This window comes from Streptomyces sp. NBC_00669 (genome assembly GCF_036226785.1).
GTDB lineage: Bacteria > Actinomycetota > Actinomycetes > Streptomycetales > Streptomycetaceae > Actinacidiphila.
On sequence record NZ_CP109018.1, the window covers coordinates 2740906 to 2757602 of the forward strand.

Here is a 16697-nt window from a genome sequence, read left to right on the forward strand (position 1 = left end):
TGAGTTGCCGTCTTCCGCGACGGCGCCCACGCGCCCCTGGGTGGGCGCCGAATTCCGCGACAGCGCCCACGCACCCCTGGTGAGTTGCCGTCTCACGCAACGGCGCCCACGCACCCCTGGTGGGTTGCCGTCTTCCGCGAGGGACCCCCGCCCCGGGGAGGGGCACCCTGGTCCGTCGGATTCAGGCGAGGCCCAGTTGGGTCGCGGCGGCGTCCGCGTTGACGGGGACCGTGATGGGCTGGGGGGCGCCGGCGACGGCCCAGTCGGGGTCCTTGAGCCCGTTCCCGGTGACCGTGCAGACGATGCGCTGGCCGGGGTCGACGCGGCCCTCGTCCACGGCCTTGAGCAGGCCGGCCACGGACGCGGCGGAGGCGGGCTCGACGAAGACGCCCTCCTTGCCGGCCAGCAGCCGGTAGGCCGCGAGGATCTGACGGTCCGTCACCGCTTCGATGAGGCCGCCCGACTCGTCGCGGGCCTGCTCGGCGAGCTGCCAGGACGCGGGGTTGCCGATCCTGATCGCGGTGGCGATGGTCTGCGGCTCGCGCACCGGCGCGCCGTTGACGATCGGGGCCGAACCGGCCGCCTGGAAGCCCCACATCCGCGGCGTGCGGCCGGCGAAGCCGTCGGCGGCGTATTCGCGGTAGCCCTTCCAGTACGCGGTGATGTTGCCCGCGTTGCCCACCGGGAGCACATGGATGTCGGGCGCGTCGCCGAGCGCGTCCACGATCTCGAACGCCGCGGTCTTTTGCCCCTCGATCCGCACCGGGTTCACCGAGTTGACCAGCGCGACCGGGTACTTCTCGCTGAGGCCGCGGGCGAGGTCGAGGCAGTCGTCGAAGTTGCCGTCGACCTGGAGGATGCGGCTGCCGTGCACCAGCGCCTGGCCCATCTTGCCGAGCGCGATCTTGCCCCGCGGCACCAGCACGGCGCAGACCATCCCGGCCCGTACCGCGTACGCGGCGGCGGAGGCGGAGGTGTTGCCGGTGGAGGCGCAGATGACCGCCTGGGCGCCGGCCTCCTTCGCCTTGGAGATCGCCATGGTCATGCCGCGGTCCTTGAAGGACCCGGTGGGGTTGGCCCCTTCGACCTTGAGCAGGACGTCGCACCCGGTGCGCTCGGAGAGCACCTGGGCCGGCACGAGCGGAGTGCCACCCTCCAGCAGCGAGACCACCGGGGTGTCCACGCCCACCGGCAGGCGGTCGCGGTACTCCTCGATGATGCCGCGCCACTGGTGGGTGCCGGACATTCGGAGCTGGTCGACCTTGACGTTCATAACGGTGCTACTCCCCTTCCACGCGCATGATGCTGGCCACGCCGCGTACGGTGTCGAGTTCGCGCAGACTGGCGACGGTCGCCGAGAGGGCGGCGTCCGTCGCACGGTGGGTGACGACGACGAGCGATGCCTCGCCGCCCTCGCGCTGCCCGCCACCGCTCTGCTCGACGGCGGCGTCGTCGCCGCTGCCTTGGTTCCTGCCCTGCTGGCGCACCGTGCCGATCGACACGTCGTGCTCGGCGAACACCGTCGCGACCTGAGCCAGGACGCCCGGTTTGTCCGCCACGTCAAGGCTGATGTGGTAACGGGTGACCACATCCCCCATGGGGCTGACCGGCAGTCGCGTGTACGCGGACTCGCCTGCTCCGATGGTAGCGGCGAGTTTGTTGCGGCAGGCCGTCACCAGGTCGCCGAGAACGGCGGAGGCGGTGGGCGCGCCACCGGCGCCGGGACCGTAGAACATCAACCGGCCGGCCGCCTCCGCCTCGACGAAGACGGCGTTGTACGCCTCGCGGACCGAGGCGAGGGGGTGGCTGAGCGGGATCATCGCCGGGTGCACCCGGGCGGTGACCGAGCGGCCGTCGGTGCTGCGCTCGCAGATCGCGAGCATCTTGACCGTGCAGCCCATCTTGCGGGCGGAGGCGATGTCGGCGGCGGTCACCTCGGTCAGGCCCTCGCGGTGCACGTCGTCGATGGTGACGCGGGTGTGGAAGGCGATGCCGGCCAGGATCGCCGCCTTCGCGGCGGCGTCGAAGCCCTCCACGTCGGCGGTGGGGTCGGCCTCGGCGTAACCGAGCGCGGTGGCCTCGTCCAGCGCCTCGCTGTAGCCGGCGCCGGTGGAGTCCATCTTGTCGAGGATGAAGTTGGTGGTGCCGTTGACGATGCCCAGCACCCGGTTGACCCGGTCGCCGGCCAGCGACTCGCGCAGCGGCCTGATCAGCGGGATCGCGCCGGCCACCGCGGCCTCGTAGTACAGGTCGACACCGTGCTCGACGGCCTTGGCGTGCAGGCTCGCGCCGTCGGCGGCGAGCAGGGCCTTGTTCGCCGAGACCACCGAGGCGCCGTGCTCGAACGCGGTGGTGATCAGGGTGCGGACCGGCTCGATACCGCCGATCACCTCGACCACGACGTCGATGTCGCCGCGCTTGACCAGCGCGGTGGCGTCGGTGGTGAGCAGTTCGGCGGGAACGCCGTCGCGCACCTTGTTGGGGCGGCGGACCGCGATCCCGGCCAGCTCGATCGGGGCACCGATCCGCGCGGCGAGGTCGTCCGCCTGCGTCGTGATGATGCGCGTGACCTCGGAGCCGACCACACCGCACCCCAGGAGCGCCACCTTCAGCGGACGCGTACGCATCATCCGACCTCGTCTCTCGTCAAACGTCTCACTCGTCGAACCGTCCGGCCGATCCCGCCGGGCCGGGCTGCGCGAGCAGGCTCTCGCGCGGTCGGGCGCGGGCGCGCCCGCACCTTTGAAAAGTCCAGTCTCACGCACCGGACGGGAGAATCCACGCCCTGTCCGGATCGCGAGACCGCCCGGGCGAACCTTGAGATTTTCCGCCCGCCCGGCGATCTTCCACGAATTGCGTGGGCAACCGGCGGCGCCCACCGCAACTTCCGTCTCCGCGCGCCCTGGTAGCCCACCGCTGCCGCGCCGGCCTCGTCCCGGCGCGCGGTTGCCGCACACCCTGCTGGTGCCCCTCCTGTCGCGGAGGGACCCGCACACGCTCAGGAGCGTGTGGGGGGCACTCCCCCTGGCCCTGGCTCCGCCGGCGGCACTCCCACCCAGGCGAAGCTCTGGGGAGAACGGCGCGAACAACCGCCCACCGACAGGTGGTCGTCCCTCAGCCGGCAGAACCACCTGCCCCGGCGGGTCAAGGGCGCCCCCGCAGGGGGTCAGCCGACGTCGAGGCGGAGCAGGTCCTCCTCCGTCTCCCGGCGGACGATCACCCGCGCCTGCCCGTCCGCGACCGCGACCACCGGCGGCCGCAGCGCGTGGTTGTAGTTGCTGGCCATCGCCCGGCAGTACGCCCCGGTCGCGGGCACCGCGATCAGGTCCCCCGGCGCGAGGTCGGCCGGCAGGAACGCGTCCTTGACCACGATGTCCCCGCTCTCGCAGTGCTTGCCGACCACCCGCGCCAGCATCGGCTCGGCGGTGCTGGTGCGCGAGACCAGCGCGACGCTGTACTCGGCGTCGTAGAGCGCGGTGCGGATGTTGTCGGACATGCCCCCGTCGACGCTGACGTACGTCCGCAGGCCGTCGAGCGGCTTGATGGTGCCGACCTCGTAGAGCGTGAACGCCGTCGGCCCGACGATCGCCCGGCCCGGCTCGACCGACAGCCGCGGCGGGGTCAGCCGCGCCGCGTCGCACTCCCGCGCCACGATCTCGCCGAGCGCCTTCGCGATCTCCTGCGGCTCGCGCGGGTCGTCCTCCGGGGTGTAGGCGATGCCCAGGCCGCCGCCGAGGTCGATCTCCGGCAGTTCCACGCCGTGCTCGTCGCGGACCTCGGCCAGCAGCGACACCACCCGGCGGGCGGCCACCTCGAACCCGGCCATGTCGAAGATCTGCGAGCCGATGTGGCTGTGGATGCCGACCAGGTCGAGGCTGTCGAGCTGGAGCACCCGGCGCACCGCCTCGGCGGCCTGCCCGTCGGCCAGGCCGATGCCGAACTTCTGGTCCTCGTGCGCGGTCGCGATGAACTCGTGGGTGTGTGCCTCGACCCCGACGGTCACCCGGATCTGCACCCGCTGCCGGCGACCCTGCCGGGTGGCCTCCGCGGCGACCCGGGCGATCTCCTGGAAGGAGTCCAGCACGATCCGGCCGACGCCCTCGCGCACCGCCCGCTCGATCTCCGCGGCGCTCTTGTTGTTGCCGTGCAGTGCGATCCGCTCGGCGGGCATCCCCGCCGCCAGCGCCACCGCGAGTTCGGTGCCCGAGCAGACATCGAGGTTCATGCCCTCCTCGTGCAGCCACTTCACCACGGCGCGGGAGAGGAACGCCTTACCGGCGTAGAACACGTCGGCCTCGTGCCCGAAGGCCGCCCGCCAGGCGCGGCACCGGGCCCGGAAGTCGGCCTCGTCCAGGAAGTACGCGGGCGTGCCGTACTCGGCGGCGAGGTCGCGTACGTCCAGCCCTGCGACCTCCGCGGCGCCGTCGGCGTTACGGGTCACGGTGCGCGACCAGATCCGCGGGTCGAGGGAGTTGAGGTCGGCGGGCGGGCCGGCGTAGTGCCCTTCGGGCAGGACATCGGCGTGGCGGGGGCCGGCGGGGTGTGCGGAACGGCTCACTTCAGGACTTCCTCGGGGCGTGCGGGCGGGGGTTCAGGTCGGTCGGGGTCCACGTCCGGCCGGGGTCAGGCCAGACCCGGTCCGGGGTTCGGTCAGGTCAGGCCCGGGGTTCGGTCCGGTCAGACCCGGTCGGGGGTTCAGATCCGGTCGGGGGCGCTGATGCCGAGCAGGTGCAGGCCGTCCGCGAGCACGATCCCCGCCGCGTCGGTGAGGCGGAGCCGGGCCGCGTGGACGGCCGAGGGTTTCTCGTCACCCTTCGGCAGTACGCCGCACTCGTCGTGGAACCGGGCGAACGCGTCGGCGAGCCGCTCCAGGTGCCGGGCGACCCGGTCGGGGCCGCGCCGGCGGGCGGCGCTCTCCACCACGCGCGGGAAGTCGGCGATCAGGCCGAGGAGTTCGGTCTCCGCGGGGTGGTGCGAAGGGCTCGGTGTGCCCGAGGACGCCGGCGAAGGGCCGCCGCCGTCGACCGGAGCGGGATGCGGGCCAGCCTCTTCGACCGTACACGTGTCCGCCGCGTCCGCCTCGCCGTCGGCCGGCATGCCCAGGTCGTGGGCGTTGCGGAGCAGGGCGCGGGTGCGGGCGTGGGCGTAGCGGACCCGGAACAGCGGGTTGGCCTCGCGCTGGGCGAGCAGGGCGGCGCGGGCGGGGGCGTCCAGGCGCGGGACGTCCTCGGCGGGCGGGCGGAGCAGGGCCCAGCGGGCGGCGTCGCGGCCGAGGGCGGATTCGAGGGCGGCGAGGGTGAGGGGGGCGGTGCGGCCGGTGCTGAGTTCGGCGGGGGTGGCGCTGAGGTCGGCGGGGGTGGCCGGTTCGGCGACTTCGAGGGGCTCGGGCGGGGTGTCCGGGGCGGCCGGGAGTGCGCCGGCGGCCCGCAGCAGGACGTTCGCCACCTCCGCGACGAGCGTGCCGCGTACGGCGCCGTCGGTCGCGGCCACGGTGACCCGCTCGTCGGCGAGCCCGTCGCCGTACCCGTATCTCTCGCGCTCCTCGCGGACCCTGCGCACCACCACGTCGTACGCGCGCGAGCTGAGCGTGATGTTCAGGAAGCCGGCGCCCGCGATCTGCACGCCCGCGATGCCGGGCTCCCGGGCGAGCCGGCGGCGCAGGATCTCCGCGACCTCCCGGGCGGTGCGTCCGGCCGGCCCGGCCAGCTGGAGTGCCACGTTCGTGGCGTAGTCCCCGCAGCCGGGGCGGGGCGGCCGCTGCACCACCACCTTCTCGGGCACCTCCACGGCCAGCTCGGCCGCGTCCACGGCACGGCGCACCGTGGTCAGGACGGTGCGGGACAGCTCGGCGGGGGTCACGGGAAAAGCGTAGGCGAGGGAGGGGGTGGGGAGGCGAGCGGGTTTACGGCCCGGCGTGTGGGCCGGGGCACGGTGGGAGGCGCGCTCAGGCGCCGGAGCCGGGTCCGGGGGTGGCGGCGGCCTGGTCCTGGGGCTGGTCGGGCGGCTGGTCCGCGCGGTGCTCCCCCGGCACTCCGGACGGCGGCCCGGGTTCCTCCGGCGCCTCGACGGGGCGGGGGCCGCGCCGGACCAGCCGCCGCACCGTCTCCACGAGCAGCGCGGGCTCGAACGGCTTCGCCAGATACGCGTCGACCCCGCCGGGCCCGCTGACCGCCTCCGGCAGGTTCCCCGCGCTGATCATCACGATGCCCACCTGCCGCGTCCGCGGGTCCGCCCGCAGCCGCATCGCGGTCCGCGCTCCGTCCAGCCGGGGCATCACCACGTCGAGCGTCACCACGTCCGGCTGCACCGAGTGCACGATCTCCAGGCACTCGGCACCGTCAGCCGCGGTCACCACCTCGAAGCCCTCCAGCTCCAGGTTGACCCTGATCAGTTGCCGGATCACCCTGTTGTCATCGACAACAAGCACCCGGCCGGACGCTCCCGCCACACCCGAAATCGTAGGCGCCCCCCTCGCGATGCGTCCGCGTTTTGCCCATTTCTTCCCCGCGACGGGTGAACCCGACCCCCACCCACCGGCCCTCCCCCCGCACCCCCGAAACCCCGTACACGTCCACCCTCCCCAACCTGCTAATGTTCTTCCCGTCGCCCCCGTAGCTCAGGGGATAGAGCAACGGCCTCCGGAGCCGTGTGCGCAGGTTCGAATCCTGCCGGGGGCACCTTGCAGAAGGTGCCGACAGACCCCGCCACCAGCGAAGTTGCTGGGTGCGGGGTCTTCGTCTGTGTGCGGCCGGACGCGGGCGAGGGCAGCCGTCTGACGGTGATCACGTTGTAATAGCGTGTTGATCTTCGGGTGCCCGACGCGACTGACGTGGGTCCGGCACCGCACACCTGCCCATCAGAGCACGACGCCTCGCAGCGGTCCGAAATCGAAGCAGCCGCCCCCTCCCCGGTAGTAGTCTCCGGGAACTTATTGGGACGAATTGGGGGCTCCTGATGATCACCAGGACCGTCGCGCCGGAGCAGCTTCCACGGCCGACAGGCGAGGATGGACACGTTCTCCTGGACGCGGTCTGGGGCTTCTTCACTGCCAATCGGACCTGGCCGACCTTCGACTACATCGACCGCAAGCTCTATGCCGGTCCGGGTCAACTTGTGTTCAAGGAAGTCATCCAGCAACTGTCGCCCGCGCTCCTGCGGGGCCTTCATCCCAACATCGGCTACATGCGGCCACAGGGCACTCATCAGTTGTCTCTGACGATCGCAGGCGCAGCCAACTGCACAGGCGCAGGTGGAGCATTGTCCACATTTCTGGCAATGGTGCGGATCGCCAGCGAAATCGAGCCGCATTGGGCCCCACCTTCTGGCGAGCAGCCCATGCTTCAATTTCAAGATCTTCGCAACGTGACCGGCATCGATCCGAGGCTCGTCACACGAGAGATCACGTTTGTCGCGGCCGCTCTGGCGGTAGCCGAACCCTGTTTCCGGGGTGGCGGCAGCAACAAGGAGAACTTGGACTGGTCACTCGCCTTCGACCGAGAGATCAGGCCCTTCGCGGGTGTTGTTTCGCTCCAAGACTATTGGTCACGTCGCGCGCAGGTGCTCGGCGCAGACCGCATCGACCAAGATACCCGCCCGTACTCGGTTCGACGGGAAGAACTGCACATATGGCAAGGCGCTGCCCCGACACCCACACAACCAGCGGAGGGGGCGGACGAACCAAGTCAGAACGAGGGGTCATCCGTACTGCAGTGCGTGTTGCATCCCTTGATTGCCCAGGTGGCGGGCGACAGGTTCCGTAGCGGCCAGTATCAGGACGCGGTACTGGGCTCCTTCCGCGCGGTCGAGCACAGGGTTCAAACCTTGACTGGCTCAACCGAGGTCGGTGACAGGCTGATGGGCACAGCGCTGGGATCATCCACCCCGCCCATCCGTGCGACTCGGTCTACCGGGCCGTCCCTGGAAAGCGAGCGGATGGGAATTCGCGATCTCTTCAAGGGAGCGATGACCGGCCTGCGTAACCCTCGTGCTCATGGCCCGGAAACTCAAGACGACCCCGCAGAAGCTCAGGAGATGCTTGTGCTCGCAAGTTTCCTCATGCGCCGACTGGACATTGAAGAAGAACTGCGAGAATCCACGGAGTGAGAACGGGAACCGCCCCTTGCTTCACTTTTCGCTAAGTCTTGTCCCGTAAATGATCTACGGCGTGCTTGCTGACCTGTCGCCTTCTACGTCACCCGGTCAGGGTGAGGTTGTGGAGGCGGGCGATGCCGAGCATGGCGTGATGGACGCCGTCGCCTTTGCGGCGGCAGTCGCGGAGGATCTTCCAGGTCTTCATGCGGGCGAAGGTGTGCTCGACGCGGGCGCGGACCTTGCGGTGGGAGGTGTTGTGTTCCTCTTTCCAGGCGGGGAGTTCGGTCTGGCTGGCTTTTCGGCGGTGCGGGATGATCAGGCCGGTCCCCTGGTAGCCGCCGTCGGCGATGGCCGTGGCGCGGCCGACGGCAGCCTTCGCTCCGGATTCCTCCCATGCTGTGCAGTCGTTGCGGTTGCCGGGCAGGGGCCGACCGATGGCCACGACGAGCCGGGTGTCGGCGTCGATGACGACCTGGTGGTTGGTGGAGTACCGGTAGTTCTTGGACTGCGCGGCGACGCTGTGGTCGTGGGTGGGGACCAGCGTGCCGTCGACGATCAGCACGGTGTCCCTGCGGAACCGCTTGCGGGGCTCGAGCGCGAGCGACGGTCCGAGGTGGTCGACGATCCGGTCCGCCGCGGACTTCGACACCCCGAACAACGGGGCAAGTTGACGCAGGGTGAGGTTGGTGCGCCAGTACGCGGCAACCAGCAGGACCCGGTCCTCCAGCGGCAAGCTCCAGGGCCGGCCCTTGCGCACCGGGTCCACACCCTCCCGACGCAGCACAGTGATCAACTTGCTGAACTGCCGCGGACTCAGCCCGGCGAACGGGGCTATCCAGGAGGGCTCCGACGCCGTGATCACACCAGACACAGCAAGATCATCTCACCGATGGCCAGCAGTTACGGGACAACGCTTACGAGCTCGTGCATGGTTGGCGGTAGCGCGTCGAGACCTTGATCGTTGATCATGATCCGTGTGGTGGGGAGCCGGACACGTGCAGCAATCATCCGTAGCCAGCGGATCACCGGGCTGGCGCCCGACGTGATCGCAGAACTCGTCGCAGAGATCGGTCCGTTGTGGCACGAGCGGCACCAGGCCGTGCTGACGTCCCGCCCTCGCCGCCGGGCCGTCGGTGCCGGGGCCAAGTACAAGCTGGTCTTCGTCGACCGCCTGTTGGCCACGCTCGTGCATCTCCGCCATGCAACGACGCACGACGTGCTGGCCTGCTGGTTCGGCGTGGACCGCTCCACCATTACGCGTGCGATCGGTGAAGTGCGGCCACTGCTCGCCGAGCGGGGCTGCACCGTCGCGCCTGACATCCGACTGTGCACACTCGCCGAGGTCATCGACCATCTCGGCGCGAGCGGGCAAACCGGAATCATCGACGGCACCGAGGTCCGGGTGCGTCGCCCGGCTGTCGGACGCAAGGACCGGGAGAAGTTCATCTCCGGGAAGAACAAGCAGAACGCCGTCAAGTCCATGGTCGTCACGGACGCCGAGGGGCGGCTGCTGTTCTGCAGTCCGGCCGAGCCTGCGAGCTGCGCGGACATCACGCACGCCCGGAAGCTGGGCCTGGTCAAGCTCCTGGCCGACGGTCCGGCCGTAGAGATCCTCGCCGATGCCGGCTACCAGGGCCTGGGCGCCCAGACCGGCGGCCGCGTGGTGACGCCACCGCACCGCAAGTTCAAGAAGAACCCGCCCGAGTGGTACGAGGAGATGCACGAGCGCCAGCGCAAGGCCCACTCCTCACGCCGCATCCGGGTCGAGCACGGCATCGGCCATCTGAAGAACTGGCGATCTCTCGCCCGCCACCACGGCCGTCGCGAGCACATGAGTGACATCATCCAAGCTGTCGCCGGACTGCTCTCGCACCAGCAGGCGGCCACGGCAAGCGGTACACGAACGTGAACACGGCGGACAGTCCGCGGCCTTCGACGCGCTACCGCCAACCATGCACGAGCTCGTTAGCAGTGCAGATTCGGCGGAGCGGGCATGATAGGTCCATGAGACGGCGACGCTCAGAGGACGCGGCCACTCCTTACTACTGTCACGTGCACCGAGGACCAGACCCCCGCGGGCCGTCCTCACGTCGGTCTAACGAGCTCGTGCATGGTTGGCGGTAGCGCGTCGAGACCTTGATCGTTGATCATGATCCGTGTGGTGGGGAGCCGGACACGTGCAGCAATCATCCGTAGCCAGCGGATCACCGGGCTGGCGCCCGACGTGATCGCAGAACTCGTCGCAGAGATCGGTCCGTTGTGGCACGAGCGGCACCAGGCCGTGCTGACGTCCCGCCCTCGCCGCCGGGCCGTCGGTGCCGGGGCCAAGTACAAGCTGGTCTTCGTCGACCGCCTGTTGGCCACGCTCGTGCATCTCCGCCATGCAACGACGCACGACGTGCTGGCCTGCTGGTTCGGCGTGGACCGCTCCACCATTACGCGTGCGATCGGTGAAGTGCGGCCACTGCTCGCCGAGCGGGGCTGCACCGTCGCGCCTGACATCCGACTGTGCACACTCGCCGAGGTCATCGACCATCTCGGCGCGAGCGGGCAAACCGGAATCATCGACGGCACCGAGGTCCGGGTGCGTCGCCCGGCTGTCGGACGCAAGGACCGGGAGAAGTTCATCTCCGGGAAGAACAAGCAGAACGCCGTCAAGTCCATGGTCGTCACGGACGCCGAGGGGCGGCTGCTGTTCTGCAGTCCGGCCGAGCCTGCGAGCTGCGCGGACATCACGCACGCCCGGAAGCTGGGCCTGGTCAAGCTCCTGGCCGACGGTCCGGCCGTAGAGATCCTCGCCGATGCCGGCTACCAGGGCCTGGGCGCCCAGACCGGCGGCCGCGTGGTGACGCCACCGCACCGCAAGTTCAAGAAGAACCCGCCCGAGTGGTACGAGGAGATGCACGAGCGCCAGCGCAAGGCCCACTCCTCACGCCGCATCCGGGTCGAGCACGGCATCGGCCATCTGAAGAACTGGCGATCTCTCGCCCGCCACCACGGCCGTCGCGAGCACATGAGTGACATCATCCAAGCTGTCGCCGGACTGCTCTCGCACCAGCAGGCGGCCACGGCAAGCGGTACACGAACGTGAACACGGCGGACCGTCCGCGGCCTTCGACGCGCTACCGCCAACCATGCACGAGCTCGTTACGAGCTCGTGCATGGTTGGCGGTAGCGCGTCGAGACCTTGATCGTTGATCATGATCCGTGTGGTGGGGAGCCGGACACGTGCAGCAATCATCCGTAGCCAGCGGATCACCGGGCTGGCGCCCGACGTGATCGCAGAACTCGTCGCAGAGATCGGTCCGTTGTGGCACGAGCGGCACCAGGCCGTGCTGACGTCCCGCCCTCGCCGCCGGGCCGTCGGTGCCGGGGCCAAGTACAAGCTGGTCTTCGTCGACCGCCTGTTGGCCACGCTCGTGCATCTCCGCCATGCAACGACGCACGACGTGCTGGCCTGCTGGTTCGGCGTGGACCGCTCCACCATTACGCGTGCGATCGGTGAAGTGCGGCCACTGCTCGCCGAGCGGGGCTGCACCGTCGCGCCTGACATCCGACTGTGCACACTCGCCGAGGTCATCGACCATCTCGGCGCGAGCGGGCAAACCGGAATCATCGACGGCACCGAGGTCCGGGTGCGTCGCCCGGCTGTCGGACGCAAGGACCGGGAGAAGTTCATCTCCGGGAAGAACAAGCAGAACGCCGTCAAGTCCATGGTCGTCACGGACGCCGAGGGGCGGCTGCTGTTCTGCAGTCCGGCCGAGCCTGCGAGCTGCGCGGACATCACGCACGCCCGGAAGCTGGGCCTGGTCAAGCTCCTGGCCGACGGTCCGGCCGTAGAGATCCTCGCCGATGCCGGCTACCAGGGCCTGGGCGCCCAGACCGGCGGCCGCGTGGTGACGCCACCGCACCGCAAGTTCAAGAAGAACCCGCCCGAGTGGTACGAGGAGATGCACGAGCGCCAGCGCAAGGCCCACTCCTCACGCCGCATCCGGGTCGAGCACGGCATCGGCCATCTGAAGAACTGGCGATCTCTCGCCCGCCACCACGGCCGTCGCGAGCACATGAGTGACATCATCCAAGCTGTCGCCGGACTGCTCTCGCACCAGCAGGCGGCCACGGCAAGCGGTACACGAACGTGAACACGGCGGACAGTCCGCGGCCTTCGACGCGCTACCGCCAACCATGCACGAGCTCGTAACGAGCTCGTGCATGGTTGGCGGTAGCGCGTCGAGACCTTGATCGTTGATCATGATCCGTGTGGTGGGGAGCCGGACACGTGCAGCAATCATCCGTAGCCAGCGGATCACCGGGCTGGCGCCCGACGTGATCGCAGAACTCGTCGCAGAGATCGGTCCGTTGTGGCACGAGCGGCACCAGGCCGTGCTGACGTCCCGCCCTCGCCGCCGGGCCGTCGGTGCCGGGGCCAAGTACAAGCTGGTCTTCGTCGACCGCCTGTTGGCCACGCTCGTGCATCTCCGCCATGCAACGACGCACGACGTGCTGGCCTGCTGGTTCGGCGTGGACCGCTCCACCATTACGCGTGCGATCGGTGAAGTGCGGCCACTGCTCGCCGAGCGGGGCTGCACCGTCGCGCCTGACATCCGACTGTGCACACTCGCCGAGGTCATCGACCATCTCGGCGCGAGCGGGCAAACCGGAATCATCGACGGCACCGAGGTCCGGGTGCGTCGCCCGGCTGTCGGACGCAAGGACCGGGAGAAGTTCATCTCCGGGAAGAACAAGCAGAACGCCGTCAAGTCCATGGTCGTCACGGACGCCGAGGGGCGGCTGCTGTTCTGCAGTCCGGCCGAGCCTGCGAGCTGCGCGGACATCACGCACGCCCGGAAGCTGGGCCTGGTCAAGCTCCTGGCCGACGGTCCGGCCGTAGAGATCCTCGCCGATGCCGGCTACCAGGGCCTGGGCGCCCAGACCGGCGGCCGCGTGGTGACGCCACCGCACCGCAAGTTCAAGAAGAACCCGCCCGAGTGGTACGAGGAGATGCACGAGCGCCAGCGCAAGGCCCACTCCTCACGCCGCATCCGGGTCGAGCACGGCATCGGCCATCTGAAGAACTGGCGATCTCTCGCCCGCCACCACGGCCGTCGCGAGCACATGAGTGACATCATCCAAGCTGTCGCCGGACTGCTCTCGCACCAGCAGGCGGCCACGGCAAGCGGTACACGAACGTGAACACGGCGGACAGTCCGCGGCCTTCGACGCGCTACCGCCAACCATGCACGAGCTCGTTAGTGCCCGAGCGCATGCGAGGAACAGCCGCGGCGTTTGTGGAGTCGAGGGGTGCAGCTTCCGGGTCGACCGACGCGGACGGGTGCGTTCGATCAGTGGTTCGAGTGCCGAGGAGGTCATTCGAGCGCACCTCGCAGTTACACGACGGTCAGAAGGTCGGCGAGGCCCCTGGCTCAGCGGATCTTTCTATCTCTTCGCCATCGTGATCATTGCACTTATCACCATCGGAACTACCTTGCTGGCGCCGCTGTGGATCGTTCCTGTTGTTGTCGTTGGTTCGTTGTTGGGAACGGGGACTGTAGGCGCGCTCCAGTTACGCCACGACGACAGGCTTAGCGAGCGGCGGTTCGTCGAGCTCATCAAGATCACGTTCTTGAACCTGTCGGCCCTCCTACGGCGTTCCCATCCGTCGAGGGAAGCATCGGCGATCGGTCAGGCAAGCCTGACCGATCGAAGTGGCCAGGGAACACCACCGATCTAGATTCGACGAACTGGCTGACCGAGGTACCCGTAGGTCCTGTGGGCTGGGCCGTCTCTGGGCCGTCCGACGCCGCTCGGCGGTGCCCAAGGACGACCGATGACGACCCTTCAGACGCCAGCGGTGCCCGCCCCCACCTGCGAAGACCTAGCTCACTCCGACCCCCACCAACAACCAGGGCAAGAAGAAAGGTCCTGCCTTCCCCACCGAAGCGTCACCGACTCAGATCCGTGGCCATATTGGCGACAAGGGCCCTCTGTGTCGAGGGATGTCACCCCCGCATCCGTGCGGCCTCGAAGACCACGCGGACGTCCTCAACGTGCCGCCCTTCCAAGGTCTCATGGACCAGGAGGTCATGGCCCATGCGGCTGAGGACGTTGGCGCCCATGTTGGGGTCTCGGAGGCCGAGAAGGTGGCGGGGGTAGGGAGGAGCGTCCGGACCCGCGTAGTCCAAGGAGAGGGCCCCGGCCAGGATCGCATCGGTAATCGCCAGAACCGCCTGGACGAAGTGGTCGTAGAGGCCGGCGGTCGACTCGATGCCCGGTCCGGCGTAGAGCCAGCCGGCGAGGAGCGGTTCGAGGTAGACGCCCGTGGTGTGGACGTCGGTCGGGGCGTAGTTGGTGACGAAGCCGCGGAAGCAGTCCCGGGCCTGGTCGATGTGGCCGTCGATCGGTAAGGGTGCGGGCGGGCGGTTGACGGGCATGGGGATTCCTTGTGGGTCGCAGGGGTGGTTGTCGATCAACGGCAGTGCGGGTGTCACGGCGCGTACGGGTGTCTTGGAAGTCGAGAAGTGGGCGCCCACACGGCTCGCCGCCTCGGTGCGGGCTGCGGCGCTGGGGCGCCGGTCCCGCCCCGAGGCGGCGACCACGCAAAAGGTCAGCCAGGGCGCAAGGCCCGCATGTCGATTCCGGCCGAAGCAAGCTCCGCCTCCAGGTCGACGAACGTGCAGCCGCGCAGTCCCATGGCCATCTGCGACGCCAGCACCCACGGCATCCGTACATCACCCCAGGGCAACAGCACCTGCCCCACAGGCACCGGTCCGGCCGGCCCCGATGCGTACAGGGCCCCGACGACCCCCGCCGGTCGAGGGTCCCTGACGCGTACGGCAACGTGACCGCCACGCCGGAGGAACGGGCACATGCGGACCGAGAGGGCGGCGCACCGCAGGCACACCGGCGGGTGCGTCGCGCCCATCTCCTCCGGCCAGCCCGGCCAGTCGTCTCGGTCATCGCCAAGCAGCCACAACACGCCGTCGTCATTACGGTCGGCTGGGCCGGCGCAGACCTGGCACAGGAGCTTGCGCATGGTGCGGCGCTGCCGGGCGGCATGGACCGTGCCGAACTTCGGACGCCCCTGCCGGGGACGGAAGACGCTGCGATACCAGAGGACCCCGTGACGGTCCCGGTCGTGCAGCGTTTCGTCGGCGTAGGCGATGCCGCGCCCACCGGGGCGATTCACGATATGGGCAGGGGGACGGCTCTCGGCTGTCCAGGAGGCGATATACGGAACGGTGGGCTGGCCCGGCGGATCGTCAGCGGAACGCGAGCGCTCCTTGCGTGCCGGTACTGCTGTGTAGGGCATGAGGTGGCAAGTCCCTCGGGGTAGGAGGTCAACGGCCGTCTTGGTCAGGAGGTTCGGCCGGCTGGTGAGAAGGGGCCGGGGGAAGGAGCCCGGCTCGTCCCCCGGTTGTGCTGCTGGGCCATCTCTGCCGCCAGACCGGCGGCGATCAGGCGTGCCAACTCCCGGCAGACGTCGGGGCGTACGGTTCCGACGGGGACGACGCCTTGTCCGATGACGTTGACGTCGGCCTTCAGGCCAGGAACGTCGGACGCGAGGCCCGCGCCGGTGAGTTGACGGGCGAGGGCCTCCGCGGCACGGCGGGCATCGGACCAGCCGCGCACGTACGGGATGCCAGGGGCGAGGGTTTCGGCCGATCGGGCGCACACACCACGCGGGTCGGTCATGTCGTCGGCTCCCCTTCCTGGGGTGCGGTGGTGGCCAGACCGAGGCGCAGCAGTTCGGCGACACGTTCGGCGGTGTGCGGGGCGATACGGCCGAGGTCGACGTAACCCAGGCCGAAGGCGTTCATGTCGGCCCGCAGGTACGGGAAGTCACGGTGCAGTCCGGCGGAGGTGAGTACGTCGCGAAGCGCGGTGGTCGCGTCGCGAGCCGCGTACCACTCGGCCGTGTCCAGCGGCGTCCCGTCGCCGGCCCCAAGCCGACCGAACTCGCCCGGCCCGCTTCCGTCATCGGGCCTCATGGAGTTCCACCTCTCCGATGTGCGCAGCCCGTGCGATGAGGTCAGCGGAGGCAGCGAGCATCACGGCGAGGGCGGTCGTACGGCCCGAGGAAGGCCCGCCCTCGCCGACCGGAGGGCACAGCCACTCGTACCGGTCGCCGCTCAGCGTCAGAGGACCGGGCACGACGAGCACCGCGTCGGCGTCGAGGTACCGGAAGGCGGGTGGAGTGCTTGTCTCTCCCGCCAGTACACGGTGGAAGCTGCCACGGGACCGCGGCGGAAGCATGAACCCGATCTGCCGGGCGGCCCAGTCGGCCAGCACGGGGCCCGCCGGCATACGGCGGCGCCGGAGTTGGCCGAAGGTCTCCATTCCGAGTTCCTGGCCGACCACCAGCACCTCGAAGTGCTCCCCCACCGGCAGGGCGTAGGGTGCCCGCGGATTGTGCCGCCAGAGGTTGCGGCACTCCTCGCCGTCGACAGCGGCCCGCGTCAGCCACTGAACGCCCGATCTCGTGACCCGTTGCATGCCTGCTCCCTCCCTTCTCGTCAGGCGGCGAGAGCTGACATCCGCCGCGGTTCCAGATTCGATGCGGACGGCATGGGCAGGGCAGATGACGGCAGGTGACGGGTGATGACGAG

Annotated in this window: 17 protein-coding genes and 1 tRNA gene; 7 read left to right on the forward strand and 11 right to left on the reverse strand. The window is 69.6% G+C overall.

What is annotated here, in order from left to right; translation table 11 throughout:
• Positions 1-181 precede the first annotated feature (181 nt).
• From thrC to OG896_RS10960, 5 genes are all read right to left on the reverse strand, one after another.
• Positions 182-1246: a threonine synthase gene (thrC, locus tag OG896_RS10940; RefSeq protein WP_329373893.1), complete on the reverse strand. Its 1065-nt coding sequence runs from the start codon at positions 1244-1246 to the stop codon at positions 182-184.
• Positions 1247-1280: 34 nt separating this feature from the next.
• Complete coding sequence (locus tag OG896_RS10945) at positions 1281-2630, reverse strand: homoserine dehydrogenase (RefSeq protein WP_328469595.1); 1350 nt, start codon at positions 2628-2630, stop codon at positions 1281-1283.
• A gap of 536 nt (positions 2631-3166) precedes the next feature.
• Positions 3167-4558: a diaminopimelate decarboxylase gene (gene lysA, locus OG896_RS10950; RefSeq protein WP_329364542.1), complete on the reverse strand. Its 1392-nt coding sequence runs from the start codon at positions 4556-4558 to the stop codon at positions 3167-3169.
• 137 nt (positions 4559-4695) lie between these two features.
• Positions 4696-5859 carry an ArgS-related anticodon-binding protein NrtL gene (gene nrtL / locus OG896_RS10955; RefSeq protein WP_329364543.1) on the reverse strand — a complete coding sequence of 388 codons (1164 nt, stop codon included), beginning with the start codon at positions 5857-5859 and terminating at the stop codon, positions 4696-4698.
• An 85-nt stretch (positions 5860-5944) separates the two neighbouring features.
• Positions 5945-6448: a response regulator gene (locus OG896_RS10960; RefSeq protein ID WP_329364545.1), complete on the reverse strand. Its 504-nt coding sequence runs from the start codon at positions 6446-6448 to the stop codon at positions 5945-5947.
• Between the two features lie 157 nt (positions 6449-6605).
• Here OG896_RS10960 and OG896_RS10965 point away from each other — a divergent pair.
• Together OG896_RS10965 and OG896_RS10970 are read left to right on the forward strand one after the other, a co-directional pair.
• A tRNA-Arg gene (locus tag OG896_RS10965) sits at positions 6606-6677 on the forward strand.
• Between the two features lie 277 nt (positions 6678-6954).
• Entirely contained in the window at positions 6955-8103 is a 1149-nt protein-coding gene (locus tag OG896_RS10970) for a TIGR02391 family protein (RefSeq protein ID WP_329364547.1), read from the forward strand.
• An 88-nt stretch (positions 8104-8191) separates the two neighbouring features.
• On the opposite strand, the gene OG896_RS10975 is transcribed toward OG896_RS10970, so the two are convergent.
• Positions 8192-8962: a transposase gene (locus OG896_RS10975; protein ID WP_329364548.1), complete on the reverse strand. Its 771-nt coding sequence runs from the start codon at positions 8960-8962 to the stop codon at positions 8192-8194.
• 96 nt (positions 8963-9058) lie between these two features.
• On the opposite strand from OG896_RS10975, the gene OG896_RS10980 reads away from it, so the two are divergent.
• From OG896_RS10980 to OG896_RS11000, 5 genes are all read left to right on the forward strand, one after another.
• Complete coding sequence (locus tag OG896_RS10980) at positions 9059-10000, forward strand: transposase family protein (RefSeq protein WP_329364549.1); 942 nt, start codon at positions 9059-9061, stop codon at positions 9998-10000.
• A gap of 240 nt (positions 10001-10240) precedes the next feature.
• Complete coding sequence (locus OG896_RS10985) at positions 10241-11182, forward strand: transposase family protein (RefSeq protein WP_329364549.1); 942 nt, start codon at positions 10241-10243, stop codon at positions 11180-11182.
• A gap of 109 nt (positions 11183-11291) precedes the next feature.
• Positions 11292-12233 carry a transposase family protein gene (locus OG896_RS10990; RefSeq protein ID WP_329364549.1) on the forward strand — a complete coding sequence of 314 codons (942 nt, stop codon included), beginning with the start codon at positions 11292-11294 and terminating at the stop codon, positions 12231-12233.
• Positions 12234-12342: 109 nt separating this feature from the next.
• Positions 12343-13284 (forward strand): transposase family protein, encoded by a 942-nt coding sequence (locus OG896_RS10995; RefSeq protein WP_329364549.1) that lies wholly within the window; start codon positions 12343-12345, stop codon positions 13282-13284.
• Positions 13285-13543: 259 nt separating this feature from the next.
• Positions 13544-13822: a hypothetical protein gene (locus OG896_RS11000; RefSeq protein ID WP_329364551.1), complete on the forward strand. Its 279-nt coding sequence runs from the start codon at positions 13544-13546 to the stop codon at positions 13820-13822.
• 268 nt (positions 13823-14090) lie between these two features.
• On the opposite strand, the gene OG896_RS11005 is transcribed toward OG896_RS11000, so the two are convergent.
• From OG896_RS11005 to OG896_RS11025, 5 genes are all read right to left on the reverse strand, one after another.
• The gene (locus tag OG896_RS11005) at positions 14091-14522 is read right to left on the reverse strand and encodes a hypothetical protein (protein WP_329364552.1); all 432 of its coding nucleotides are present in this window, start codon (positions 14520-14522) and stop codon (positions 14091-14093) included.
• A 173-nt stretch (positions 14523-14695) separates the two neighbouring features.
• Positions 14696-15400, reverse strand: a complete 705-nt coding sequence (locus OG896_RS11010) for a hypothetical protein (protein WP_329364555.1) — start codon at positions 15398-15400, stop codon at positions 14696-14698.
• A gap of 44 nt (positions 15401-15444) precedes the next feature.
• The gene (locus OG896_RS11015) at positions 15445-15783 is read right to left on the reverse strand and encodes a hypothetical protein (protein ID WP_329364557.1); all 339 of its coding nucleotides are present in this window, start codon (positions 15781-15783) and stop codon (positions 15445-15447) included.
• Positions 15780-16079: a hypothetical protein gene (locus tag OG896_RS11020; protein ID WP_329364559.1), complete on the reverse strand. Its 300-nt coding sequence runs from the start codon at positions 16077-16079 to the stop codon at positions 15780-15782. The genes OG896_RS11015 and OG896_RS11020 overlap by 4 nt, the downstream gene beginning before the upstream one ends.
• A complete protein-coding gene (locus OG896_RS11025) occupies positions 16066-16584 on the reverse strand; it encodes a bifunctional DNA primase/polymerase (protein WP_329364561.1) in 519 nt (172 codons plus the stop codon). The genes OG896_RS11020 and OG896_RS11025 overlap by 14 nt, the downstream gene beginning before the upstream one ends.
• Positions 16585-16697 lie beyond the last annotated feature (113 nt).

Coding starts and splice junctions, on each gene's coding strand:
- OG896_RS11025 (WP_329364561.1), bottom strand. CDS start 16,584: ATGCAACGGGTCACGAGATCGGGCGTTCAGTGGCTGACGCGGGCCGCT.
- OG896_RS11010 (WP_329364555.1), bottom strand. CDS start 15,400: ATGCCCTACACAGCAGTACCGGCACGCAAGGAGCGCTCGCGTTCCGCT.
- OG896_RS10990 (WP_329364549.1), top strand. CDS start 11,292: ATGATCCGTGTGGTGGGGAGCCGGACACGTGCAGCAATCATCCGTAGC.
- OG896_RS10970 (WP_329364547.1), top strand. CDS start 6,955: ATGATCACCAGGACCGTCGCGCCGGAGCAGCTTCCACGGCCGACAGGC.
- OG896_RS11015 (WP_329364557.1), bottom strand. CDS start 15,783: ATGACCGACCCGCGTGGTGTGTGCGCCCGATCGGCCGAAACCCTCGCC.
- OG896_RS10985 (WP_329364549.1), top strand. CDS start 10,241: ATGATCCGTGTGGTGGGGAGCCGGACACGTGCAGCAATCATCCGTAGC.
- OG896_RS10980 (WP_329364549.1), top strand. CDS start 9,059: ATGATCCGTGTGGTGGGGAGCCGGACACGTGCAGCAATCATCCGTAGC.
- OG896_RS10995 (WP_329364549.1), top strand. CDS start 12,343: ATGATCCGTGTGGTGGGGAGCCGGACACGTGCAGCAATCATCCGTAGC.
- OG896_RS11005 (WP_329364552.1), bottom strand. CDS start 14,522: ATGCCCGTCAACCGCCCGCCCGCACCCTTACCGATCGACGGCCACATC.
- OG896_RS11020 (WP_329364559.1), bottom strand. CDS start 16,079: ATGAGGCCCGATGACGGAAGCGGGCCGGGCGAGTTCGGTCGGCTTGGG.
- thrC (WP_329373893.1), bottom strand. CDS start 1,246: ATGTCCGGCACCCACCAGTGGCGCGGCATCATCGAGGAGTACCGCGAC.
- OG896_RS10945 (WP_328469595.1), bottom strand. CDS start 2,630: ATGATGCGTACGCGTCCGCTGAAGGTGGCGCTCCTGGGGTGCGGTGTG.